The 23,873-nt window shown below is 71.1% G+C and carries 23 protein-coding genes and 1 pseudogene; 13 read left to right on the top strand and 11 right to left on the bottom strand.

All coding sequences use genetic code 11. The features are described from left to right. Positions 1-5: 5 nt before the first annotated feature. The 6 genes from guaA (at position 6) to ASC81_RS24135 (ending at position 7,677) form a co-directional block, all read left to right on the top strand. Complete coding sequence (guaA, locus tag ASC81_RS24160) at positions 6-1,592, top strand: glutamine-hydrolyzing GMP synthase (RefSeq protein WP_056273237.1); 1,587 nt, start codon at positions 6-8, stop codon at positions 1,590-1,592. 66 nt (positions 1,593-1,658) lie between these two features. Then, entirely contained in the window at positions 1,659-4,634 is a 2,976-nt protein-coding gene (locus tag ASC81_RS24155; RefSeq protein ID WP_056273234.1) for a tetratricopeptide repeat protein, read from the top strand. Positions 4,635-4,713: 79 nt separating this feature from the next. Continuing rightward, positions 4,714-4,989: a DUF1127 domain-containing protein gene (locus ASC81_RS24150; protein WP_056273233.1), complete on the top strand. Its 276-nt coding sequence runs from the start codon at positions 4,714-4,716 to the stop codon at positions 4,987-4,989. Between the two features lie 97 nt (positions 4,990-5,086). Continuing rightward, complete coding sequence (locus tag ASC81_RS24145) at positions 5,087-5,923, top strand: class I SAM-dependent methyltransferase (protein ID WP_056273230.1); 837 nt, start codon at positions 5,087-5,089, stop codon at positions 5,921-5,923. A 66-nt stretch (positions 5,924-5,989) separates the two neighbouring features. Next, positions 5,990-6,484, top strand: coding sequence for a DUF3455 domain-containing protein (locus tag ASC81_RS24140; protein ID WP_056273227.1), 495 nt, complete (start codon positions 5,990-5,992; stop codon positions 6,482-6,484). Positions 6,485-6,486: 2 nt separating this feature from the next. Then, a complete protein-coding gene (locus tag ASC81_RS24135; protein ID WP_056273224.1) occupies positions 6,487-7,677 on the top strand; it encodes a vanadium-dependent haloperoxidase in 1,191 nt (396 codons plus the stop codon). A 10-nt stretch (positions 7,678-7,687) separates the two neighbouring features. Here the strand turns inward: ASC81_RS24135 and ASC81_RS24130 are convergent, their stop codons facing one another. The 3 genes from ASC81_RS24130 to ASC81_RS24120 form a co-directional block, all read right to left on the bottom strand. Further along, positions 7,688-8,632 (bottom strand): PEPxxWA-CTERM sorting domain-containing protein, encoded by a 945-nt coding sequence (locus ASC81_RS24130; RefSeq protein ID WP_056273221.1) that lies wholly within the window; start codon positions 8,630-8,632, stop codon positions 7,688-7,690. A 70-nt stretch (positions 8,633-8,702) separates the two neighbouring features. Further along, on the bottom strand, positions 8,703-12,125 hold the full coding sequence (locus ASC81_RS24125; RefSeq protein ID WP_056273218.1) for a BTAD domain-containing putative transcriptional regulator: 3,423 nt from the start codon (positions 12,123-12,125) through the stop codon (positions 8,703-8,705). Between the two features lie 16 nt (positions 12,126-12,141). After that, positions 12,142-12,354 carry a hypothetical protein gene (locus tag ASC81_RS24120; RefSeq protein WP_156392404.1) on the bottom strand — a complete coding sequence of 71 codons (213 nt, stop codon included), beginning with the start codon at positions 12,352-12,354 and terminating at the stop codon, positions 12,142-12,144. A gap of 149 nt (positions 12,355-12,503) precedes the next feature. Here ASC81_RS24120 and ASC81_RS24115 point away from each other — a divergent pair, with 149 nt between their 5' ends. Beyond that, positions 12,504-12,977: a helix-turn-helix domain-containing protein gene (locus ASC81_RS24115; protein ID WP_056273213.1), complete on the top strand. Its 474-nt coding sequence runs from the start codon at positions 12,504-12,506 to the stop codon at positions 12,975-12,977. Between the two features lie 4 nt (positions 12,978-12,981). Further along, positions 12,982-14,250 (top strand): type II toxin-antitoxin system HipA family toxin, encoded by a 1,269-nt coding sequence (locus tag ASC81_RS24110; RefSeq protein WP_056273209.1) that lies wholly within the window; start codon positions 12,982-12,984, stop codon positions 14,248-14,250. Between the two features lie 14 nt (positions 14,251-14,264). On the opposite strand, the gene ASC81_RS24105 is transcribed toward ASC81_RS24110, so the two are convergent. Continuing rightward, positions 14,265-14,669 (bottom strand): DUF1761 domain-containing protein, encoded by a 405-nt coding sequence (locus ASC81_RS24105; protein ID WP_056273206.1) that lies wholly within the window; start codon positions 14,667-14,669, stop codon positions 14,265-14,267. Positions 14,670-14,753: 84 nt separating this feature from the next. On the opposite strand from ASC81_RS24105, the gene ASC81_RS24100 reads away from it, so the two are divergent. Further along, positions 14,754-15,803 carry a sensor histidine kinase gene (locus tag ASC81_RS24100; RefSeq protein WP_056273203.1) on the top strand — a complete coding sequence of 350 codons (1,050 nt, stop codon included), beginning with the start codon at positions 14,754-14,756 and terminating at the stop codon, positions 15,801-15,803. Between the two features lie 79 nt (positions 15,804-15,882). Continuing rightward, a complete protein-coding gene (locus ASC81_RS24095) occupies positions 15,883-16,638 on the top strand; it encodes a LytTR family DNA-binding domain-containing protein (RefSeq protein ID WP_056273200.1) in 756 nt (251 codons plus the stop codon). On the opposite strand, the gene ASC81_RS24090 is transcribed toward ASC81_RS24095, so the two are convergent. The 3 genes from ASC81_RS24090 to nirK are packed head-to-tail and all read right to left on the bottom strand — an operon-like array spanning position 16,616 to position 19,331. Beyond that, positions 16,616-17,179 carry an SCO family protein gene (locus ASC81_RS24090; protein ID WP_056273197.1) on the bottom strand — a complete coding sequence of 188 codons (564 nt, stop codon included), beginning with the start codon at positions 17,177-17,179 and terminating at the stop codon, positions 16,616-16,618. The two genes, ASC81_RS24095 and ASC81_RS24090, sit on opposite strands and share 23 nt — an antisense overlap. After that, a complete protein-coding gene (locus ASC81_RS24085) occupies positions 17,176-17,892 on the bottom strand; it encodes a formylglycine-generating enzyme family protein (RefSeq protein WP_056273194.1) in 717 nt (238 codons plus the stop codon). The genes ASC81_RS24090 and ASC81_RS24085 overlap by 4 nt, the downstream gene beginning before the upstream one ends. Continuing rightward, positions 17,892-19,331: a copper-containing nitrite reductase gene (nirK, locus tag ASC81_RS24080; RefSeq protein ID WP_056273190.1), complete on the bottom strand. Its 1,440-nt coding sequence runs from the start codon at positions 19,329-19,331 to the stop codon at positions 17,892-17,894. Before nirK ends, ASC81_RS24085 begins: the two co-directional genes overlap by 1 nt. Before the next feature lie 149 nt (positions 19,332-19,480). On the opposite strand from nirK, the gene ASC81_RS27445 reads away from it, so the two are divergent. The 3 genes from ASC81_RS27445 to ASC81_RS24065 all read left to right on the top strand — a co-directional run bounded on the left by ASC81_RS27445 (position 19,481) and on the right by ASC81_RS24065 (position 20,576). Then, a complete protein-coding gene (locus ASC81_RS27445) occupies positions 19,481-19,696 on the top strand; it encodes a hypothetical protein (protein WP_162245958.1) in 216 nt (71 codons plus the stop codon). Positions 19,697-19,700: 4 nt separating this feature from the next. Continuing rightward, entirely contained in the window at positions 19,701-20,243 is a 543-nt protein-coding gene (locus tag ASC81_RS24070) for a 2'-5' RNA ligase family protein (protein WP_056273185.1), read from the top strand. Between the two features lie 108 nt (positions 20,244-20,351). Then, entirely contained in the window at positions 20,352-20,576 is a 225-nt protein-coding gene (locus ASC81_RS24065) for a hypothetical protein (RefSeq protein ID WP_056273181.1), read from the top strand. Between the two features lies 1 nt (position 20,577). On the opposite strand, the gene ASC81_RS24060 is transcribed toward ASC81_RS24065, so the two are convergent. The 4 genes and pseudogenes from ASC81_RS24060 to pxpB all read right to left on the bottom strand — a co-directional run bounded on the left by ASC81_RS24060 (position 20,578) and on the right by pxpB (position 23,850). Continuing rightward, positions 20,578-21,561: a DUF72 domain-containing protein gene (locus ASC81_RS24060; protein ID WP_056273422.1), complete on the bottom strand. Its 984-nt coding sequence runs from the start codon at positions 21,559-21,561 to the stop codon at positions 20,578-20,580. 5 nt (positions 21,562-21,566) lie between these two features. Continuing rightward, entirely contained in the window at positions 21,567-22,289 is a 723-nt protein-coding gene (gene pxpA / locus ASC81_RS24055; RefSeq protein WP_369820876.1) for a 5-oxoprolinase subunit PxpA, read from the bottom strand. Further along, a pseudogene (locus tag ASC81_RS24050) lies at positions 22,246-23,206 on the bottom strand (biotin-dependent carboxyltransferase family protein); the annotation flags it as partial. The pseudogene ASC81_RS24050 and the gene pxpA, both read right to left, overlap by 44 nt. Further along, entirely contained in the window at positions 23,203-23,850 is a 648-nt protein-coding gene (pxpB, locus tag ASC81_RS24045; RefSeq protein WP_056273172.1) for a 5-oxoprolinase subunit PxpB, read from the bottom strand. The gene pxpB and the pseudogene ASC81_RS24050, both read right to left, overlap by 4 nt. Positions 23,851-23,873: the final 23 nt, after the last annotated feature.

Here is a 23,873-nt window from a genome sequence, read left to right as displayed (position 1 = left end):
ACCACATGCAACACGACAAAGTCCTCATCCTCGACTTCGGCTCACAGGTCACCCAGCTCATCGCGCGCCGCGTGCGCGAGGCGGCGGTCTACTGCGAGATCCACCCGAACGACGTGTCCGACGACTTCATCAAGTCGTTCGCGCCCAAGGCCATCATCCTGAGCGGCAGCCACGCCTCGACCTACGAGGACCACGAGCTGCGCGCGCCGCAGACGGTGTGGGACGCCGGCGTGCCGGTGCTGGGCATCTGCTACGGCATGCAGACCATGGCCGTGCAGCTGGGCGGCACCGTCGAGTGGAGCGACCACCGCGAGTTCGGCTACGCCGAGGTGCGCGCCCACGGCCACACCAAGTTGCTGGAGGCCATCCAGGACTTCGAGACCCCGGAGAAGCACGGCATGCTCAAGGTCTGGATGAGCCATGGCGACAAGGTCACGGCGCTGCCGCCGGGCTTCACGCTGATGGCCTCGACGCCGAGCTGCCCCATCGCCGGCATGGCCGACGAGGCGCGCGGCTTCTACGCCTTCCAGTTCCACCCCGAGGTCACGCACACGCTGCAGGGCGCCGCCATCCTGACCCGCTTCGTGCGCGACATCGCCGGCTGCAAGGGCGACTGGGTCATGGGCAGCTACATCGACGAGGCCGTCGCCCGCATCCGCGAGCAGGTCGGTGACGAGGAGGTCGTCCTCGGCCTGTCGGGCGGCGTCGATTCATCGGTGGCCGCGGCCCTGATCCACCGCGCCATCGGCGACCAGCTCACCTGCGTCTTCGTCGACCACGGCCTGCTGCGCCTGAACGAAGGCCAGATGGTCATGGACATGTTCGTCGGCCGCCTGCATGCCAAGGTGATCCGCGTCGATGCCAGCGAAGTGTTCCTCGGCAAGCTGGCCGGTGTGACCGACCCCGAGCGCAAGCGCAAGATCATCGGCGCCGAGTTCGTCGAGGTGTTCCAAGCGGAGGCCTCGAAGCTGAGGAACGCGAAATGGCTGGCCCAGGGCACCATCTATCCTGACGTCGTCGAGAGCGGTGGCACCAAGACCAAGAAGGCCACGACCATCAAGAGCCATCACAACGTCGGCGGCCTGCCCGAGACGCTGGGCCTGAAGTTGCTGGAGCCGCTGCGCGAGCTCTTCAAGGACGAGGTCAGGGCGCTGGGCGTGGCCCTGGGCCTGCCGCCCGACATGGTGTACCGCCACCCCTTCCCGGGTCCAGGCCTGGGCGTGCGAATTCTGGGTGAAGTCAGGAAAGACTTCGCCGACCTGCTGCGCCGTGCCGACGCCATCTTCATCGAGGAGCTGCGCAGCACGCTCGACCCGATCACTGGCAAGAGCTGGTACGCGCTGACCAGCCAGGCCTTCGCCGTCTTCCTGCCCGTCAAGAGCGTGGGCGTCATGGGCGACGGCCGCACCTACGACTACGTGGTGGCGCTGCGCGCCGTGCAGACCAGCGACTTCATGACCGCCGACTGGGCCGAGCTGCCCTATGCGCTGCTGAAGAAAGTGTCCAGCCGCATCATCAACGAGGTGCGTGGCATCAACCGCGTGACCTACGACGTCAGCAGCAAGCCACCGGCGACCATCGAGTGGGAATGACGGCGCGATAGCGCTTTGCAGGAGCCGTTCCTTGGACGCGCCCCGCCGGTGCTTTCACAATGCCGCATGAGCACCCGCATCCTGTTGTTCGGCGCGCCGTCCGTGGTGTTGGATGGCGTTGCCACTGCGTTGCCGCGCGAGCGTGGCAGCCAGTTGCTGGTACTGCTCGCGCACCGGCGCGGCTGGGTGGCGCGGCACGAGCTGGCGGCGCTGCTCTGGCCCGACCATGAGACCAAGCTCGCGCTGACCAACCTGCGCAAGGCGCTGTTCCGCTTGCAGGAACGCCCCTGGGGCGCCGCGCTGGAGGTGCTGCCGGGAACAGTGCGGCTGGATGCTGACACGGACGTTGCTGCCTTCGATGTGGCGGTGCAGGCCGGCCGGCATGCTGAGGCGCTCGCGCTGCGCCGTGGCGAATGGCTGCAGGGCTTCGACGACGATGCCAACGAGGCGTGGACGGCCTGGCTGCATTTCGAGCGCGATCGCCTGCGCGCCGCCTGGCGGGCCGCCGCGCTGGACCACCTGGCCGGTGAAGCGAGCGACGCGGCGGAAGGCGTCGCGCTGGCGTCACGCCTGCTCGACGCCGATCCGCTGGACGAGGCGGCCCTGCGCGCGCTGATGCAGGCGCTGGCGCGCAGCGGTCAGGCGGCGCGGGCGCGCCAAGCCTATCGCGAGTTCACCGCACGCATGGCCGATGAACTCGGGCTGGCGCCGGGCGCGCAGCTGCAGGCCCTGCACGACGAGCTGGGCACAGCCAGCACCGCCACGGTGTCACCGCTGCCGGCACTGGGCCTGGCCGGCTTCATCGGCCGCGCCGGCGAGCGGCGGCGCATTGCCGAGCTGCTGGCGCGCGACGACGTGCGCCTGGTCAGCCTCACCGGCCCGGGCGGCATGGGCAAGACCAAGCTGGCGCGCTGCGTGCTGCACGACCTGGCGCCGGCACATGGCAATGATGTGGCCTTCGTGCCGCTGGAAGATTTGTTGACTCTGCAGGACGTGGCCACGCGGATCGCGCGCGAGCTCGGGCTGGTGCTGCAGGGTCGCGCGCCGCCGCTGGAGCAGCTGAGCGCCGCGCTGCGTGATCGCCGCACGCTGCTGGTGCTGGACAACTTCGAGCAGCTGGTGGACGTGGCGCCGCCGCTCGACGCCCTGCTGACTGGCTGCCCGCGCATCAAGCTGCTGGTCACCTCGCGTGTGCGGCTGGGCCTGGCCGGCGAGCAGCTCTACCCCCTCGAAGGCCTGCCATGCCCGGAGCTGGAGGACGCCGACCGGCTGGAGGCCTTTGACGCGGCGCGCCTGTTCGTCGCCGCGGCGCACCAGGTCCAACCTTCGCTGGTGCCCGCAGCCGAGGCCGGAGCCATCGTCGACATCTGCCGCCAGCTCGACGGCATGCCATTGGCGCTCGAGCTGGCCGCTGCCTGGACACGCCTGCTGCCGTGCGCCGAGATCGCGGCCGAGTTGCGCGCCGGCACCGACCTGCTGCGCGCCGATGGCGCGACCCACCCGCCGCGCCACGCCAGCATGGAGCTGGTGTTCGAGCATTCGTGGCAGCGGCTGGTGCCGGCCGAGCGCGACACGCTGGCGCGGCTGTCGGTGTTCCGCGGCGGCTTCCAGGTCGAGGCCGCGCGCGCTGTGGCCGAAGCGGCGTTGCCGGTGCTGAGCGCGCTGGCCGACAAGTCACTGCTGCGCAAGGACGGCCCGCGCTTGGCCCTGCACCCGCTCGTTCAGCAACTGGCGGCGCACAAGCTCAGCGAAGCCGGCTACCAGGCGGCGCGGGCCGCGCACGCCGCCTACTTCCAGCATCGCCTGGTCCAATGCCAGGCGGCGGTCGAGGCCGGCGAGCGCGCCAGCCTGCGGGCCATCGACGCCGACCTGGAGAACCTCCGCCTGGCCTGGCAGTGGGCGCTCGAAGCCGGTCCGACCGAGGCGATGCCGGGCTGCGCCGCTGCGCTGCTGGCCTATTTCGACCACCGCGGCCTGATCGAGGACGGCCTGCGCTGGATGCGCGAAGCCGTCGACGCGCCGCGCGTGCAGGGCGACGCCGCGCTGCACGTGCTGCTCGAAAGCCGCCTGTCGCACCTGTGCTATCGGCTGGACCGTTATGCAGAAGCCGAGGGCCTGGCCGCGCATGCGCTGGAGCGCATCGACCGCGAGGAGCCCGAAAGCGTGGCGCGCATCCAGGCCTTGACCGTGCTGGCCGCCTGCGCGTTGCGCTTTGGTCGGCTGGATGAAGCGCAGCGGCGCTACGAGCAGTTGCTCGCGCGCGTGCGTTCGGAGGGCCGGCCGCCGCAGATCGCCGGCACGCTGGACAACCTCTCGCTGGTGCACAAGCGGCTCGGCCACTACGACGAGGCGCTGCGCCTGTCGCTCGAATCGCTGGAACAGCACCGCCGCATCGGCCATGTCGCCGGCATCGCGCTGTGCCTGAACAACCTCGGCTCGCTCTACATCACGCGCGGCGAGCCGGCCGCAGCGCAGGCGCCGCTGCGCGAGGCGCTGGCGCTTTGCGAGCGCGACGGCCTCGTCAACACGGCGGCCCTGGCGCACGCCAACCTGTCGCAGACGGCGATGTACCTCGGTGACCTGCCCGCCGCGCGCCAGCATGCGCAGCGCAGCAGCGAGAGCGCCCTGGCCAGCGGCAACCGCAGCATCGGAGCCTGGACCCGTTCGTACCAGGCGCGCCTGGCGGTGCGCGAAGGCGCTTTTGCCGAGGCGCGCACGGCGCTGGCCGAGGGCCTGTCGGCGGCGGTCAGCCTCGGCGCGCCATCTTTGCTCGCGCCGGGCTTGATGGCCTTCGCCGAGCTGCTGGACGCGCAGGGCCACGCCCTGCTGGCCCGCCGCTGCCTGGCCTTCTTTGGCGAGCTGCCGGAGCTGACGCAGTCCGACCGCGACGAGATGCTCGGCAAGCTGGCCCATTGGGGCGGCCTGCCATCTGACGCCGCGCCCTGGCCCGGCATGGCCTTGCCCGAGCTGCTGCAGCGCATCGCCACCGAAGCGCCGCTGCAGCATGCGGCCTTGATCTCGCTGCTGGATACGTCGCACTGATCCGGCGCCCGCCGGGCGTGGAACGCTCGCGGAACGCCCCCTTTTGCACAGTTCGTTTCCTCACAGGGACAGACGAACGATGCACATCACCACCATCCCCCTCAGGCCCGGCCTGATCACCCAGGCGCACCGGGCCTTACAAGGCGCGGCACTCGGCCTGGGCCGCCTTTTGCACCGCCGCCTGCGCGCCCACCAGGCCCAGGCGACCGCCCGCGTGCTGAGCCAGCTTGATGACCGCGTGCTGCGCGACCTCGGCTTGAGCCGCAGCGAGCTGCTGTCGGCCGCCGCAGAGCTTCACGGTCTGGCTGCCCGCGACCGCCGCCCCAGCCTGTTCGGCGCGCTGCTGCCGCGCTGACGCGCCGCCCCCTTCACCAGCCCCCTGCTTCGGCAGGCCATTTCCGTGCGGCCGTTGGCTGCGCTTCTTTCAGAAAACCACCTCCATCGAGATCCTCATGAACACCGTCACCGACCCCATCAAACCCCAGACCCCCGACTACACCGCCATCAAGCAGCGCCAGCAGGCCGCCTGGTCCAGCGGCGACTACGCCGTCGTCGGCACCACGCTGCAGATCGTCGGCGAGAACCTCGCCGAAGCGGTCGACGTGCGTGCCGGCGAACATGTGCTGGACGTGGCTGCCGGCAACGGCAACGCCACGCTGGCCGCCGCCCGCCGACTCGCCCAGGTCATCTCCACCGACTACGCCCCCTCGCTGCTCGACAAGGGCCGTGCCCGTGCCGAGGCCGAGGGCCTTGCGGTCGAGTTCCAGGTCGCCGACGTGGAAGCGCTGCCGTTTGCCGATGGCAGCTTCGACATCACGCTGTCGACCTTCGGCTCGATGTTCGCCCCCGACCATGAGCGCACGGCCAGCGAGATGCTGCGCGTGACGCGCCCGGGCGGCCGCATCGGCCTGGCCAGCTGGACGCCGGACAGCTTCATCGGCCGCCTGTTCAAGGTGATCGGTGCCCACGTGGCGCCGCCCGCCGGCGTCAAGCCGCCGTCGCTGTGGGGCAGCGAGGAGCACCTGCAGGTGCTGTTCGGTGCGCAGGCGACGCAGATCCACTGCCAGCGGCGCGTCTTCAACTTCCGCTATGCGTCGCCAGCGCATTTCGTGCAGGTCTTTCGCGACTACTACGGCCCGACGCACAAGGCCTTCGCCGCGCTCGACGCCGCTGGCCAGCGCGCGCTGGAGCGTGACCTGACCGCGCTGATCGACTCGATGAACACGGCCGGCGCTTCGTCGCTGATCGTGCCCAGCCACTACCTCGAAGCTGTCATTACCAAGCGCTGATCGCGCGTGGGCGTGGGCCGTGCGATCCACGGTGCCACTCCCTCCATTTCCTAGGGATAGAACAACATGAACCTGAGAACCTTACTCGCCGCGGCAAGCCTGGCCCCCGCGCTGGCTGCCTGCAGCGCCATGCCCGACGCGCTGCACCCCGGCCCGGGCGCCACGCTGGCGCTGACCGCCAGTGCGCGTGGCGTGCAGATCTATGAATGCCGTGCCGGCCAGTGGGCCTTCGTCGCGCCCCAGGCCGAGCTGTTCGACAGCGCCGGCCGCGCCATGGGCACGCACGGCGCCGGCCCGTTCTGGCAGGCCGCCGACGGCAGCCGCATCGTCGCCAGCGTCACCGCCCGCGCCGATGCGCCCGCGGCCGGCGCGATTCCGTGGCTGCTGCTGGCAGCCCGCCCGGCCCCAGACAGCCCCGTGACACACGGCCTGCTGGTGGGCGTCACCCACATCCAGCGCGTCAACACCGCCGGCGGCAGCGCGCCCACCGGCGCCTGCCAGCCGCAAGGCCACCCGCTGCGCGTGCCCTACCGCGCCGACTACCACTTCTACAAGAGCTGACCATGAAGATGAACCGTACCCCCCTCGTCATCGGCATCCTGTCGATCGCCGCTGCCTTCGCCACGCCCCAGGTGCGTGCCGATGCCGTCACCGACTGGAACACCAAGTCCGGCGAACTGATCACCGAGGCCAAGATGGGCACGCCGCCCGCCGTGCGCGTGATGGCCATCGTGCAGACCGCTGCGCTGCAGGCCGTCGACGCCGCACAGAAGGCCAACGCCTCGCCCGAGGCCGCGCTGGCCGCCGCGCACCGGGTCTCGCTGACCAGGCTGATGCCAGCGCAACAGCCGGCCATCGACGCCGCCTACCAGGCTGCGCTGAATGGCGTCGCCGATGGCGCCGCCAGGACCCAGGGCATCGCCACCGGCGAGGCCGCCGCCCAGGGCGTGCTGGCCGCGCGCCTTGACGACGGCGCCGCCACGCCCGAGGCCTACCGGCCCAAGACCAGCCCGGGCGCCTACGTGCCGACGGCGCCGGTCGCCGTGTCGCAATGGGCGCAGCGCAAGCCCTGGCTGCTGAGCAGCGCGGCGCAGTTCCGCCCGGCCCCGCCGCCGGCGCTGAACAGTGCCGAGTGGGCGCGCGACTTCGACGAGGTGCGCACACTGGGCGCCAAGGCGGCCAGCCGCCGCACGGCCGAGCAGACCGACGCCGCGCGCTTCTGGGACTACTCGCTGCCGGCGATCTACCACGGCGTGGTGCAATCGGTGGCGAAGCAGCCGCAGCGCGACCTGGCGCGGAACGCCCGGCTGTTCGCGGCGGTCGCGCAGGCGATGGACGACGCCTTGATCGCCGTCATCGAGGCCAAGTACCACTACCAGTTCTGGCGCCCGGTCACGGCCATCCGCAACGGCGACATCGACAGCAACGATGCCACCACGCGCGACCCGGCGTGGACGTCGCTGATCGACTCCCCGATGCACCCCGAGTACCCCAGCGGCCACAGCATCCTGGCTGCCTCGGTGGCCACGTTGATCGACGCCGATGCCAAGGGTGGCGCAGTGCCGGAGCTGTCCACGAGCAGCCCGACGGCCAAGGGCGCGACGCGCCGCTGGCAGCGCACCGACGACTTCGTTCGCGAGGTATCGGACTCACGCATCCACGGCGGCATCCACTTCCGTTCGGCCACGAACGCGGCCGAGGCCATGGGCCGACGCATCGGCGCGTTGGCGGCGCAGCGCCTGCTGCAACCCTGACCGAGGCGGTTCAGCGCCCGCTGTGCCGCCGGGCCAGGCGGCCCACCAGCGCCAGGCCCAGCAGCAACAGCGCCCACGTGCCGGGCTCAGGCACGGCGGCCACGGTCCAGTCAATGCCGCTGGCGGCCACGATCTGTTCGTTGTGATACGCCACGCCGCCGATCAGCACGCCCGCGGAGCCGCCGTAGCTCAGCGTGTGCAGGAAGTCGGCGTTGGACGAGACCATGGTGTCCAGGCTGGGTGTCCAGGCCGCAATGCCAGCCTGGGTGGTGGCGTAGACGCCCCAGACGAAGGACTGGCCCAGCGTGACGGGCACGGCGAAGGTGACGGTGTCGTCGATGCTGCGGTTGCCGCTGCGCGACACGCCCCAGACGACGCGCTGGCGGTCGGTACCCAGCGGGTCCGAGCCGCCGGGGTTGAAGCCGGGCGTGTAGAGGCTCACCTCGTCGTTGCCCTTGTAAACATTCGCCATCACCTGGGCACTGCCGCCGCCGGCCGAGAGCAGGCCGGTGGCGTCGACCGTGAACAGCCATGTCGCCGCCTCGCCCTCGTGGCCGGGCACGTTGACCGTCATCGTTTCCGACCAGCCGCCGCCGGCTGCGGCGACCGGGAACTGAACGTTGATGCGGGCCGTGTTGCTCGAAGCCAGGTGGATTTGCCCCATGCGGGCCTGGATGGACGCCTGGTTGGTCGCATTGGGCGCGTTCCACTGCGCGGTGGCGGCGGCCTGACCGGCGGCGCCGGTGAAGTCCTGGCTTTGGCAGCTGAAGTGTCCGGTCCAGCCGCTGAAGGCCGCGGTGATGTCCAGCCCCGGCGTGTAGCCCACGCCCGCGCTGAGGTCGCTGGCACAGGCGCTGGCGAAGCCGCCTGGCTTGCTCACGCTGCCGACGCTCGAGCCGGCGTGGGCGAGGCTTGCAGCCAGCAGGCCGGCGGTCAGGGAGGCGATCAGTTTCATGGCGTGCTCCGCGCTGTTGTGGGGGAGTTGCCACGGTAGAGCGGGGCCGTTGCCGCGCCGTTGCGGCGGCTCAGCGCCAGGTGGCGACGAAGCTCGCGCGGACGGCGGGCCAGTCGGCCAGTGTCGCGCCCAGGCGTTCGGTCCACGCGGCGAGCGCCGTGCCGCCGAGGGCGCTCGCCAGCTCGATGGCCGCACTCGCATGCGTGCGCGGATCAAGCAGCGCGGCCCCCGCGAGGGCCACCGCCGCCGGGTCGCCAGCGGCTCGGCAGCGCACCGCCAGCATGCGCAGCCGAAGTTCGTCATTCAGCCCGGGCGCATCGTCCGGGGCGAGCAACGCGAGCGCGCCAGCCAGGTCCCCTTCCTGACAGCGGTGCTGGGCATCGACCAGCGCCAGCCGCAGCCGCACGCGCGGGTTCGCGATCGCGTCGGGCGGGCCCAGGCGCTGCAGCCAGCCGCGCGCTTCGTCCACATCACCGCGCAGCACCGCCGCCACGGCGCAGGCCAGCCAGACCGGGTGGCCGGCTTGCGGCGACTGCGCCAGCGCGTCATGATTCAGCGCCGCCAGCAGCGGTGCCGCGCGCGGCCACTGGCCCAGCATGGCCATCGGCTCCAGCACCGCCATCGCGATGCCGGCGATGGACATCGGCTGGCCGATGGCGATGACCTCCGCGATGGCCGGCTCGATGTGCTCCCAGGCGCGGTCCCAGTCGCCCACCATGAAATAGGCGTCGACGAACAGCGCACGGAACATCGTCCGCGCTTCGCTGCCCGGCTGTTCGGCACACAGCGCCCAGCCTTCATCGATGACCGGCAGCGCGTCGCCGGCACGCGTCTGCTGCAGAAAGGTGACGGCCAGGTTGTAGAGCGCGAACAGCTGCGTCGGCCGGTTGCCGAAGCGACCGGCCAGCGCCGCGGCTTCGCGCAGATCGGCCTCGGCGATGTCCAGGTTGCCGCGCTCGGCCTCGAAGGCACCGCGCAGCTGCAGGCTGCGGGCGATGAGCATGCCGTCGCCACGCTGCCGGCTCGCGGTGACGAACAGGTTGGCCCGCTCGACGGCGGCATCGAAGCGTGCGGCTGAGAACTCCAACATTGCCAGCGAGGCCAGCATCTCCGCGCGTTCCGGGTGGGCCGGGTGGATGAGCGCCAACGCCTCTTCGCCCAGTGCGCGCGCCTCGTCGATGCGGCCGTGCTGCTGCAGCGCGTCCATGCGCAGCGACAGCCGGCGCAGGCGCTGGCTGTCATCGGTCGGCGGCGGCAAGGTGTCGAGCACGGCCAGCGCCGCCTGTGCGCTCTTGCCGCGCACGAGGTAGCGCGCCAGCGCATGGCCCGCCTCGACCTCGACCTCCGGCGGCAGCGCGGTGCCGGCGCGCAGGTCCTCCAGGCGCTGCCGGCAGGCCTCTGCCTCGGCGTGGCGGCCGAGGCCGTGCTCCGCCTCCAGCAGCCGCGCCAGCAGCGAGGCGGCTTGCGGCGGGGTCGGGTCGTCGCCCAGGCCGAGCTGCCAGTGACGCGCCGCTTCGCCCAGCGCGGCCAGCGCTCGGGCGGCGTCGCCGGCGGCCAGCCGGTGGGCGACGGCGCGGCGCGGCTCGCCACAGGCCTCGAAGTGGCGCGCGGCCTCGGCGCTGGCGCCCAGCGCTTCGGCACCCAGCGCCAGCCGGTGATGCACCAGCCGGCGCCGCACCGGCTCCAGCGCCGAATCCAGCGCCTGTCGGGCCAGGTCATGCGTCCAGGCATAACCGCCGGCCGCGTGGGCGCGCACGAGCTGGGCCTGCGCGGCCTGTTCCAGCGCCTGCACCACTTCCAGCTCCGACAGCGCGCAGGCCGATGCCAGCCAGGCCGCGCCAAAAGGCTCGCCGGCCAGCGCCGCGGCTTCGAGCAGGCGGGCCGTCGGCGCGTCCAGGCGCCGCACGCGCGCCAGCACGGCGTCTCGCACGCTGGCGGGCATCGGCAGCTCGCGGTAGTCCTGCGTCACGGCGTCGAAGGGCGTGCGCCAGCGGCCGTGCTCGTCGACATCGAGCACCGCGGTCTCGGCCAGGTCGCGCAGTGTTTCGGAGATGAAGTACGGATGGCCGCCGGTGGCGCTGCACAGGCGCTCGGCAAAACGCGCCGGGTCGGCCGCACCCGACAGCTGGCGCATTAGCTCGTAGACCGCTTCCGCCGGCAGTGGGCCGAGCGCGATGGTCTCGGCGGCAAGGACCGCGCTGAAGCCCGGCAGCTCGGCGTCATCGGCCGCGCCGCGCCAGCACACCAGCTCGACGGCGCCCTCGGCGCCCGCCTCGCGGCGGCGCGCCGCGACCCGGGCCAGCAGCGTGCGGCTGGCGGGGTCGGCCAGCTGCCAGTCGTCCAGCACGAGGGCGTCGAAGGCACCGCGCGACAGCGCCAGCCAAGCCTGGATGCAGGCCTCGTCGAAGCGCAGCTGCTCGGCCTGCGTGCGCAGCGGCGCAGGCGCCGGGCCCAGCTCGGGCAGCAGCCGCGCGACCTCGGTCACGATCCAGTCGTCCAGCCCGCGCAGGTCCGGCGGGTCACCGGCCAGCACGCGCAGCACGCGGGCGCATGCGCCGAAGGCGATGTCGCGGTCGCCGCTGCGGCAGCGCACCAGCGCGTAGGCACCCTGCGAGGCGGCGAAGTCGGTCGCGAGGCGCGTCTTGCCCACCCCGGCCTCGCCGACGATGACGACCGCCGTGCGCCGCAGCCACGCGCCCTGCAACCGCGCCACCTCGGCGGCGCGGCCGACGAAGGGCAGGCGCTCCGGCCAAGCTCTCTGCGGGAGTGCCAATGCAACGGCGGCCGGCGCTGCCGTGCCGCGCAGCGACTGCGCGAGCGCCACGGTCTCGGGCATGGGTTGCAGTCCCAGCTCGGCCGCCAGCACGGCCCGGCAGCGCTCGAACTGGCGCAGCGCCGCCTCGCGCTGGCCGGTGGCGGCCAGCAGCCGCATGGCCTGGCGGTGGTGGCGCTCCTGCAGGCCGTCTTCGTCGAGCAGGGCGTGCACATGGGCGAGCGCGGTGGCCAGGTCGGCGCGCGCCTCGGCTGCGGCGGCGGCGGCTTCCAGCGCGCTGAAGCGCAGCCGCAGCGCGCGTTCGCGGGCCGCGCTCAGCCAGGGGGCGAACAGCGGCGCGTCGTCCAGCTGCAGGCCGTCCGCCAGCTCGCCCCGCCAGGGCGCGAGCGCCAGTTCAGGCTTGGCTTCGGCGCGTAGCAGGTCGCAGCTCAGCGTGTCGCCGGGGTGCAGATAGTCGTCGTCGACGCGGAAGGCCTCGGGCACGCCCGCCTCGCGCAGCCGCGCCAGCTCGCGGCGCAGGTTGCGGCGCGCGCTGGGCTCATCCAGGTCCGGCCACAGCAGCGTGCACAAATGCGGCCGGCTGGCACCGCCGTCCAGCGCCAGCACCAGCAGCAGCGCTTGCGTCTTGCGGTTGGTCAACGCGACAGGCGCGCCGCTGCGCGACAGGCGCACGGGCCCCAACACCCGCAGCTCCAGCACGGCACCCGACGGTTCTTGCATGCGCGGATTGTGCGAGTCAGCGCAGGCCGGTCGACGTGGCCGGCGCGTTCGACATAGGGATGCCGAGGAAGCGCGCCAGCTCGAACGGGCTGTCGAAGTCGAGCAGCCGGCCGTCCTCCAGCACCACCCGCGCACTGAACTCGCCCGGCGCCGCCGACCACCAGGTCAGCAGGCAACGGCGCGGCGGCGCGTGGGTCCGCAGGTGGGCGGCGTTGTCGTCCATGGTCATGCCGGCGAGTCTGCCGGCGGGGCGTTGCGGCCGCGTTGCGTGACGGGTTGACCCGATGCCGGCAGCAGCAGCCGCAAGCGTTGGTGGCTGGCCAGTAGTGTAAATATTGTGGCTATTTGGTCCGTTAAAAACCTAGAATATTGGCTGCCATGGCAAAAAAGACCGCCCCTTTGCTCCCCGCCACCGATGAAGTGTTGAGGCAGTTCGGCGGCCGCCTGCGCCTGGCGCGGCTGCGTCGGCGGCTCTCGGCCAAGCAGGTGGCCGAGCGCGCCGGGATGGCGCCCATGACACTGCGCAGCCTGGAGCGCGGCGGGTCGGGGGTGACCATGGGTGCTTACCTTGCCGTCATGCAGGTGCTGGGCATCGAGAAGGACCTCGACCTGCTCGGCAAGGCCGACCCGGTCGGTCGCGAGCTTCAGGATGCGCAGTTGCCAGCGCCCAGCAAGACACCACGCCCCGGGCTGTCAGTGCAGCGGCTGGTTGCGCCCAACAACGCGATCAAGAAGCCGCTCAAGCCTGCCGAGGACGCGCGGGACTGGATCAAGCAGAGCGGCTTCGCCAGCGCCGATGCACTGGCTGGCTTGATCGAGCCGTCGGCAGCGCTGAAGAAGAAGGGGCGTTGAAGCCATGGCCGCAGCCGTTGCCGTCTACGCGGACTGGGTGGGCCTCGCGGAGCCGCTGCGGCTGGGGTGGTTGCACGCCAGGCGCGGCGCGGGTCGGGAAGTTTTTGAGTTTGAGTTCGATGCTGCGGCGCTGGCCCATCCCGCCACCGGGAACTTGCATCTGGACCCGCGATTGAGCCTCTTCGGCGGCCGGCAGCACCCGCCGCAGGGCCACGAGACCTTCGGTGTGTTCGCCGATGCGAGCCCGGACCGGTGGGGCCGGTTGCTGATGCGCCGCCGGCTGGAACGGGCGCAGCGGGCAGGGCAGGTGGGCAAGGCCGTTCGGCTGCACGAATCGGACTACCTGCTGGGCGTGCACGACGCCTACCGTTCCGGGGCGCTGCGCTTGCGCCTCGATGACGCGGGCGACTTTTTGGACAACCAGCACGGCACGGCCGCACCGCCCTTTGTTCAGCTGCGCGAACTGGAAGCGGCCAGCCTGGCGCTGGAGCGCGATGAGGACAACACTGCGGCGGCGGGCGACGACTGGCTGCGCCTGCTGATCGCTCCCGGCGGCTCGCTCGGCGGCGCGCGGCCCAAGGCCAGCGTCGTTGATCCGCAGGGGCAGTTGTGGATTGCCAAGTTCCCCAGCGTGCGCGACGAGCACGATGTGGGCGCCTGGGAGCTGGTGGTGCAGACCCTCGCGAAGGGCTGCGGCCTGGCCGTGCCGCAAAGCCTGGCCCGCAAGTTCGCGAGCCGGCAGCACAGCTTCCTGGTCAAGCGCTTCGACCGCACGCCCGCTGGCAGGCTTCATTTCGCCTCGGCGATGACGCTGACCGGCCACCTGGACGGCGACGATGCGTCGACAGGCGCGAGCTATCTGGAGATCGCCCGCGTGCTGATCGACCACGGTGCGAACACCGCCGCAGACCTGCGTGAGCTGTGGTCGCGCATCGTCTTCAACATGCTGGTCTCCAACACCGACGATCACCTGCGCAACCACGGATTCATCCTCGTGCCGGGCAAGGGCTGGCGCCTGTCCGATGTCTACGACATGAATCCGGTGCCCGGGTCGCAAGGCCTGAAGCTCAATGTCAGCGAGGTCGACAACGCGATGGACCTCGACCTCGCGCGTTCGGTGGCGCCGTACTTCCGAGTCCCTCGGAAGCTGGCCGACGAGATCGTCGCGCGCAGCCAGGCCGTGGTGAAGCAGTGGCCCAAGATCGCTGCCAGCCTGAAGCTTCGTGCCCGGGAGCAGGAGTGGATGGCGGCGGCGTTCCGCCTCGCTGGCTGATCGCCGCGAGACCGTCAGCGCCAGGCGCCGAGGATGGCGCCCATGGCCGTGAAGGCCACGACCTGATAGCCACTGTTGATGAGCCACAGCTTCAGCGAGCGCTGCTCGAACAGGTAGATGACGCCCAGCGCCATCGCCACCCAGCCGATGCCGGTGGCCGCACCGGCGAACAGGCCGAAGCTGAAGCTGGCCTTGGCGCCGAGGAAGGCCGCGAGGTTGAACGACATGACCAACGCGGCCAGCGCCGACAGCCCGAAGATGCGGCCCAGCGGCGGCTGCTGCAGCTGCGCTTCGGTCATGCCGGCCTCGCGTGCCCAGGCCTTGGCGAACAGGATGGGCGAGTACCAGAGCCCGCCGATGGCGAAGTAGACAAGGGCTGCGGCGGCGATGGCCAGATAGTTAAAGTGAAGGTCTTCCATGCGGGGCTCCGTGGTTGGTGGCCGCGATGCTGGCCGCCGGCAGTCGCCGCCGCCAGGGGCCGAGCGCCCAAACAGGACATCCGCTTGCCGAACCCCGACCTGGATACGCTGAACCCGCAGAGTCCGGTCAGGCTGGACGACCGTCTCGTCATGACGGTCGGCAGCCTGGGCTTCGGCCTGGCCATTCCGTGGCTGACCGGGCTCTACGGGCCGTGGGGGCCGGGCGACGGCGTGTTCTGGGTCGGCTTCGTCGGCTTCATCGCGCTGGCCACCGCCATCTGGGGCGGCAACCGCTGGCTGCTGTTCAAGCAGCGCGAGCACTTCGACTGGTTCCAGCGCCCGCTGCGCAAGCTGCTGATGCTGGTGGTCGCCAACGTGCTCTACACGGCGCCCATCACCGTGCTGGGCCTGCTTGCGTGGTACTTCGTCGCCGGCATGCCGGTGGACCGCAGCACGCTGCAGATTGTCACGCTGACCAATGTCATCTGCGTGTTGTTCGTGACGCATGGCTACGAGACGCTGTTCCTGATCCGCGAGCGCGAGTCCGACCTGATCCGCGTCGAGCGCTCGGAGCGGCTGCGTGCGCAGGCCGAGCTGGGCGCGCTGAAGGCGCAGGTCGACCCGCACTTCCTGTTCAACAGCCTGAACACGCTGGGCCACCTGATCCAGTCCGAGCCGGTGCGCGGCCGCGAGTTCTGCGACGCGCTGGCGGAGGTCTACCGCTATGTGCTGGACAGCCGCCAGCGCGACCTCGTGCCGCTGGCCGAGGAGCTGGCCTTCCTGCGCCGCTATCACCGGCTGCTGGAGTTGCGTTTTGGCGCGGCCGTGCCGCTGGAACTGGAGGTCCAGGCCGACGGCTGGCGCATCGTGCCGATGGCCTTGCAGACGCTGCTGGAGAACGCGGTCAAGCACAACCAGGCGAGTGCCTCGGAGCCGTTGGCGGTGCGCTTGTCGTTGGCCGATGCGACCGTGACTGTCAGCAACGACATCCGCCCGCGCCGCACCGCGCTGCCCTCGGCGGGCGTGGGCCTGGCCAATCTCGACGAACGCTGCCGGCTGCTGACCGGCCGCGCGCTGGTCGTGCGCGAGGCCGATGGGCGTTTTGAAGTCATCGTGCCCCTACAGTCCGCTTGATGTCGAAGCCCCCACGCTCGCCTTGCTCGCTGCCCCCCGAGGGGGCGCTTCAGCACTTTCGGGCGGCCGTGCAGTGCTGATGAAAGTCTTCATCGCCGAGGACGAGCCGCCGGCCCGTGAGCGCCTGGTCGAGGCGCTGGCCCGCGTCGCGCCGCAGGTCCGGGTTGTGGGCCATGCCGACAGCGTGAGGGCGACGGCTGAATGGCTGGCCACGCAGCCTCCGCCCGACCTGCTGCTGCTGGACATCCAGCTCGGCGACGGCCTGTCGCTGGAGCTGTTCGACGGCCGAAACGGCAATGAGCTGGCGGTGCCCGTCATCTTCACGACCGCCTTCGACCAGTTCGCCATCGCCGCCTTCCGCGCGCTGGCGGTGGACTATCTGCTCAAGCCGGTCGACGAGGCCGCACTGGCCCAGGCCATCGCCAAGGCCGAGCGGCTGCGGCGCGGCTTCGGCAGCGACGTGATGGCCGTGCTGGCCGAACTGCAGCGCCCGCGCTGGCGGCAGCGCCTGCTGGGCCGCAGGGCCGCCGCATTCCAGGCTTTCGACGTGGACGAGCTGGCCTACGTCGTGTCGCTAGACAAGCTCAGCCACGCCGTGCTGCACGACGGCAGCCGGCTGCTGCTGGAGACGCCGCTGGCGGAGCTGGAAAGCCAGCTGGACCCGGCGCAGTTCTTCCGCGCCAACCGCCAGACCCTGCTGGCCGCGCGCGCCGTGGCCGGCTTCGCCGCGGCGGGCAAAGGGCGGCTCAAGCTGCAGCTGCGGCCGGCACTGGCCGGCGAGCTGTTCGTCAGCCAGGAGCGGGCGGCGGAGTTCAAGGCCTGGCTGGAGCGCTGAGCTGCTTGCGCAGGGCCGCCACCACGCGCGCATCCGCGCCCGCCAGCATGGCCGTGCGCGCCGCGATGCGGCCTTCGCCGTCGAGCAGGATCAGCTCGGCGCTGTGGTTGAACTCACCATCGGGCAGGGCGCGGTACTGGAACTTCAGCAGCGCGGCGATCTTGCGGGCGGTGGCCGGGTCGGTGCGGGCCAGCGTCCATTGCGATGCGTCCAGGCCACGCTCCCTGGCCATGGCGGCCAGTTTGGCCGGTGTGTCGCGCACCGGGTCGAAGCTGATCAGCAGCACCTTGACGCGGCGGCGCTCGGCCTCGGGCAGCGCGGCCTGCGTGTCTCGTGCGGCGTCAATGAGCATGGGGCAGACGAACTGGCAGCTCGTGTAGAACATGCTGACCAGCACCGGCTGGCCGCGCGCCGCGTCGAGCTGGACGGGCTGGCCGCGCTGGTCGGTCAGCGTCGCGGCGAGCTGGTAGACGGAATCGCCGGGCAGCGCCGATACCGCGCCGGCGAATGTGACCCAACTCAGCAGCAGGCGCCGCTTCATTTCCGCACCTCACGCGCGCAGCGAAAGCCCAGGCTGCCGGTGCTGTCCGCGCCGCTCAGCGAGGACAGCAGCGCCACGCGCATCAGCACCGCGTAGTTCTGCCGGTCCTGCAGGTCGATGGCGCCGGCGCCGCAGAACTTCAGCCGGTCGGGGTCGCTGGCGCTGCGGCTGTCGGCATTGACGAGCAGGGCGTTGAAGTCGTCCACCCATTCCCACACCAGGCCGTGCAGGTCGCGCACGCCATAGACATTGGCCGCGCCGCCCACCGCCGGCAGCGGACCATTGGCGGGGCGGGCATACCAGCCGAGGATGCGCGCCAGCCAGGCGGGGTCGCTGCGCGCATCGGTGCGCGTCGCGTCGGCGGCCGCGGCGTACTCCCATTCATGCCAGGTTGGTAGCCGGCCGCCCTCGGCCTCGCAGTAGGCCTGGGCCGCAAACCAGCTGACTGCAGTGACCGGGGCGTCACCGTCATCGACACCTTGCTGCAGATAGCCCGCGCTGGCGAAGGCCGCCGGCACGCGGCCCGGCCGCCACTCGGCATGCGTAGCCAGGAAGCGGCGGAACTCGGCACGCGTGACCGGCGTCTCGCGCAGCTCGAACGCGGCGATGCGGGTCGGCTCGCGGTCGGTGTCGCGCGCCAGCACGCTGTTCAGCGTGCCGGCCGGCATGGCCACATAACCGGCCAACAGCGCGACAGCGGCAGCGGTGCTCATCAGTGCCCTGCCTGGTTGGTCGTCGCCGGCTTGGCGGCGCGCTCCTTCTTCACGTCGGCGGCCGAGATGCTGCCGCCCGCGTTGCCCCAGCTGTTCAGCACATAGGTCAGGATGTTGGCGACCTCGTCGTCGTTGAGCTGGTTCATCGGCGGCATGACCGAGTCGTAGTCCTTGCCGTTGACCTTCATCTTGCCGGACAGGCCGTGCAGCACGGCGCCGATGGCGCGTTTCGGATCCTGGCCGAACCAGTCGGACTTGGCCAGCGGCGGGAACACGCCGGCCAGCCCGGCGCCATTGGCCTGGTGGCAGACCGAGCAGGTGCCGGCAAACAGCGCCTGGCCGGCGGCGATCTGGTCCTTGGGTGTCAGCGTGCCGGCGGCGGCTGCCGTCGTCGCCGTGGCCACGGCCTTCAGGTTGGGGGCTGCGCGGTCGCCGAGGTAGACGGAGTCGACCTCCTTGCCCGAATAGATGGACTTGTCCTCGGGCCCGTCGATCTTCAGGATGGCCAGCGCGCCCTTGTTGAAGGCGCGGAAGATGGAGTGATCCACCAGCACATAGCTGCCCGGCACGCGTGCCTTGAAGTCGACGATGGCCGCACCGCCGGCGGGGATCAGCGTCGTCTGCACGTTCTTCTGCGCCAGCGTGCCGCCCTCGAAGCGCACGCTGTCGAAGATGGCGCCGATGACGTGGAAGCTGGACACGAGGTTCGGCCCGCCGTTGCCGACGAACATGCGCACCGTCTCGCCCACCTTGGCCTGCAGCGCGCGCTCGCCCGTCAGCGCGCCTTCTGCGCCGTTGAACAGCACATAGGTGGCTTGCTCGGCGATGGCCTTCTCCATGTCGAAGGGCTGCAGGCCTTTCTCGCGGTATTTGCCGGTCGTGTAGAAGTCGCCCTGCATGACGTAGAACTCGTGGTCGACCTTGGGCAGGCCTTGCGGCGGCTCGACGAGGATGAGGCCGTACATGCCGTTGGCCACGTGCATGCCCACCGGCGCGGTGGCGCAGTGGTAGACGTAGATGCCCTCGTGCAGCGCCTTGAACGTGAACTGCGAGGCATGGCCCGGCGCGGTGAAGCTGGACGCCGCGCCGCCGCCCGGGCCGGTGACACCGTGCAGGTCGATGTTGTGCGGCATCTTGCTGCTCGGGTGGTTCTTCAGGTGGAACTCCAACGTGTCGCCCTGGCGCACGCGGATGAAGCTGCCCGGCACCGTGCCGCCAAAGGTCCAGAAGGTGTAGCTGACGCCTTCGGAGATGGGCATGTCCTTCTCGATGACCTCCAACTCGACGATGACCTTGGCGGGCGCCTTGCGGCCCGTGGGCGGCGGCACGAAGGGCGGGCTGGTCAGTTTGGCTTGCACGACCGGCAGCACCTTGTCGGGCGCGCCGAAGGCCAGCGTGGACGCGGTGAGGGCGGCGAGCAGAAGCAGGCGCTGCAGCATGGGGTTGTCTCCCGTTGTCGTAGGTGCCGCAAGCGATATGACCCGAGGCGAGCCCATGCTAGACAGCAGGTGCGCGACCCACTTTGCGCTGGATCAAGCGCATCGGTGGCGGCTATGCTCTTCTGCAACCCAACCAAGTCACGACTCCCATGCGAGCCGCTTTCAGCCTTCTGGGCCTCGTCATCGTGGCCGCCATCGTGTTGTCACTCGTCAAGAAGCAGGCCACGGCCTTGAAGCCACCGGCGGGCGCGCCGGCGGCCAGTGCCGCGCTGCCGGCGCCGCAGGCGGTGGGCCAGCAGGTGCAGGGCGCCGTCGACGACGCCGCCCGGCGCACAGCCGAGGCAGCGTCTGCCGCCACGAACTGAGGCGGTGACCGACCACAAGCTGTTCTTCGCGCTGCGGCCGGACGAGGAGACGGCCGAGCGCATCGCCCGCTTCGCCGCCGCCGAGCATGAGGCGCGTGGGCTGGCGCCGCGGCTGCGCCCGAGCCGCATCTTCCACATCACGCTGCACTACTTTGGTCGCTTCGACGGCGAGCCGGACGCGCGGTTCGTGGAGGCCGCGATGCGGGCAGCCTCCGAGGTCGTGCGGCCGGCCTTCGACGTCGGCTTCGAGCGGTTTGCCAGCTGGGGCCGCGCGGACGCCCGCCAGCATCCCTTCGTTCTGACAGGCGGCCAGAGCCTGGAGGCGGTGCGCGAGTTGCGGGATGCGCTGGCAGATCGGCTGATTGCCCATGGCCTGCCGGCCAGCAAGGACTACGAGCCGCATTTGACGTTGCGCTACGACAAGCGTCCTGCGCCCGGCTGGGAGGTCACGCTGCCAGGCTGGACAGCCAGCGAGTTCGTGCTCGTCAGCAGCCCGCAGGGCATGACCCGGCATGAGGTGATTGCCCGCTGGCCCCTGCAAGGTTGAAAGCCGCTGCGCCGCCGAGGCCCGCTCCTACAGCGGAGCCAGCGTCCGGCCGACGAGCGCATGGCGGCGCAGCGGTGAGCATCCATCAACCTCGCCAAGGAGCATCACATGATCATCAAGGTCGCCATTGCACTCGTCGCCACTTCGGCGCTCGCCATGAAGCTGGTGCAGCGCTTGAGCCACGGCCAGCAACTGCGCCGCGCGCGGGACGACGGCAAGCGTCACAGCGACGACGTCAGTCGCTGGGAAGCCGAAGGTGGCAATCCGCCGGAGGCCAAGGAACCGGTGAAGCGCTCGTCCCGGCGCGCCGCCAAGCCGGCGACCGAAAGCTGAGTCAGGCCTCGGCGATGGCCTGGGACAGCGCCCGCACACTCAGCGGCGCCGAGCCCTCGGCCTTGTTGGAGATGGTGACGAAGGCGTCCTGCCCGGCGCCGGCCGTGCCGCGGATGATGCGGGCCAGCTCGGTGCGGGTCTCGACATCGGGGTCCATCAGTTCGTTGAACTCGCCGTAGCGCTTTTCGGCGGCTTCGTAGCCGTAGGCGCCGTGCAGGCGGTTCAGGTTCCAGCGCACCACCAGCGGCCCCGGCCACAGTGCGCGCAGCAGCGGCAACTGTTCTTGCAGCGGTGGCAGCTTGGGATGCAGGCCGACGCAGTAGCGCACGCCGGTGTCGCGCAGCAGGGCGACCAGATCGGGCGTCAACCAGGCCGCGTCGCGCACTTCCACCGCAATGACGCCGGCAGGCGGCTTCGGCAGGGCCAGCAGCAGCGCATGCAACTTGTCGAACTGCTCGCCCATGCGCGCCAGCAACGGGCCGGGCAGCGGGCTGATCTGGAACACCAGCGCGCCGATGTGCGAGCCCAGGCCTTCGTAGGCCGGGGCGATGAAATCCTGCAGCGCGAGTGTGGGGTCCAGGAAGAGCGGGTTCAGCTCATGCCCCCGGCCGTCCTCGTTGCGCAACATGGCATCGGTCACCAGGCTGGGCGCCTTGACGGTGAAGCGGAAGCCCGCGGGCACCTGCTGGGCATGGCGCTCGAACTCACTGGCGGCCAGCGGCCGGTAGAAGCCGCGGTCGATGCCGACGGCGCGCAGCAGCGGGTGGGCAGCGTAGGCGGGCAGGCCGGTCTTGGACAGCGTCTGCTCGCTGTGCTTGCCGGCCCAGACCTGGCCCTGCCAGCCCGGATAGCTCCAGGTCGAGGTGCCCAGATGGATGTGCGGCGACAGCGCCGCGGCGAGGGCGATGTCCGCGGCCAGCGGCGGCACCGCTTGAACACCCCGTGGTCGCTGGACGGGCGCGTCGAGTCCGAAGAGGTCCTGCATCGTCATCAGGGCCGAAGTTCTATGCCGGCCGCCGTCAGCGCCGCATGGATGGCGCGGGCGAAGGCGAGGGCGTGCGGGCCGTCGCCATGCAAGCAAATGGTCTGCGCCTGTAGCGGCACGGTCTCGCCGGTCACGGCCTGCACGACGCCCTCTCGCACCATGCGCAGCGTCCTTGAGACGGCCACGGCCACGTCGTCCACATGCGCGCCCGGCTCGCTGCGCGGCACCAGGCTGCCGTCGGCGCGATAACCGCGGTCGGCAAACACCTCGGCCACGGCGCGCAGGCCGGCGCGCTCGGCTGCGCGAAGCAGCTCACCGCCGGCAAGGCCGTAGACCGCAAGGCCAGGGTCGACGGCGCCCACCGCCGCGGCGACCGCATCGGCCAGCACCGGGTCGCGCGCGGCCTGGTTGTAGAGAGCGCCGTGCGGCTTGACGTGATGCAGCCGGCCGCCCGTCGCGCGCACGAGGGCGTGCAGCGCGCCGATCTGGTAGATCAGGTCTGCCTTCACGTCTGCGGGTGCCAGCTGCATCTCGGTGCGGCCGAAGTTCTCGCGGTCGGGGTAGCTCGGGTGGGCGCCAATGGCCACGCCGCGCGCCAGCGCCGCACTCACGGTGGCCTGCATCAGCCGCGCATTGCCGGCATGCCAGCCGCAGGCGATGTTGGCGGAGCTGACCAGGGTCAGCAGTTCGGCGTCGTCGGGCGCGCCTTCGCCGAGGTCGGCATTCAGATCGACATTCACAGCGCTCCCCTCAGTTCGTCGAGCCTTTGCCTTTGTGCCCGCAGTGCGGCGATGGCCTCGTCCTGCGTGCAGGGCACGAAGCGCAGCGTGGCGCCCAGGCGCAGTTGCGCCAGCTTCCACAGGTCGGCCCGGATGACGACGCCGATATTGGGATAGCCGCCCGTCGTCTGCGCATCGGCCAGCAGCACGATGGGCTGGCCCGACGGCGGCACCTGGATGACGCCGGGCAGCACGCCGTGCGAGGCCAGCTCCGTGCCGCGGGGGCGCACGAGGGTGGGGCCGGCCAGGCGATAGCCCATGCGGTTGCTTTGCGGCGTGACGCGCCAGTCGGCGCCCCAGAAACCTTCGGCGAAGTCATCGTGTTCGGGGCCGGGCAGCACGCGCACGCAGGCGCTCCAGTCCGGCGGGCGCAGGCCGATGGCGCGCGTGGGCACACTGGTCGGCGGGTCAAGCGGCAGGCGGTCGCCCTCGCGCAGCGCCCGGCCGTGCAGGCCACCGAAGCCGGCCTTCAGATCGGTGCTGCGCGACCCGAGCGTGGGCGGCACGGCGATGCCGCCACTGATGGCGACATAGCTGCGCATGCGCGCATGCGGCGCGGCGAGCTGGAGGGTCTGGCCGGCGCGCACGCGTTGGCGCCACCAGGGCCGCAGCGGCTGACCGTCGAGCCGCGCCTCGGTGTCGGTGCCGGTCACGGCGATGCAGCAGTCGGCGTCAATACGCAGGCTGGCCGGGCCGAGGGTGAACTCCAGGCCGGCCGCGTCGGCCGCGTTGCCGACGAGCAGATTGCCCCACTGAAGCGCGAGGTCGTCCAGCGCGCCGCAGCGGCTCAGGCCAAGGTCGCGCCAGCCGGGGCGGCCCAGGTCCTGCACCGTCGCCAGCGGCCCGGCGCGCAGTATCTCGATCATTCGTTGACCGCCACAAAGCGCACGCGGTCGCCCGGCGCCAGCAGCGTGGGCGGCTCGGCCTGCGGGTCGAACAGCGCCAATGTTGTCCCGCCGATCAATTGCCAGCCGCCCGGCGTGGCCAGCGGATAGATACCGGTTTGCGCGCCGCCGATGCCGACGCTGCCGGCCGGCACCGCCACGCGCGGCTCGGCGCGGCGCGGCGTGTGGAGGGCCTCGTCCAGCCCGCCGAGGTAGGCGAAGCCGGGCTGGAAGCCGATGAAGTAGACGACGTACTCGGCCTGGGTGTGGCGCTGCACGACCTCGTCGGCGCTCATGCCGCAGTGCGCTGCCACGTCATCCAGATCAGGTCCTGCCGGGCCGCCATAGCGGACCGGAATCTCCACCAGTCGGCCGAGGCGCCGGCTGCCCGGTGGCTGTGCCCACAGCTTGTGCACCGCCTGTTCGAGCGTGCTGGCCTCGGTGCACAGCGGGTCGAAGACCAGCGTCAGGTTGTTCATGCCAGGGATCAGCTCCTGCACGCCGTCGACCTTGGCCAGGCCGGCCGCGAGCTGCCAGATGCGCTGCTGCTGCGCCAGCGACAGGGGCGCCGGCAGCGTGCAGCACAGGGCACTTTCGCCGAGGGGATGGACGGACAACGCGCTCATGGGCCAAGCATGCCATGGGTAAA

The sequence above is a fragment of the Pelomonas sp. Root405 genome, from assembly GCF_001425165.1.
In the GTDB taxonomy this organism is placed as follows: domain Bacteria; phylum Pseudomonadota; class Gammaproteobacteria; order Burkholderiales; family Burkholderiaceae_C; genus Pelomonas.
This window is presented reverse-complemented; position numbering and strand designations above follow the sequence as displayed.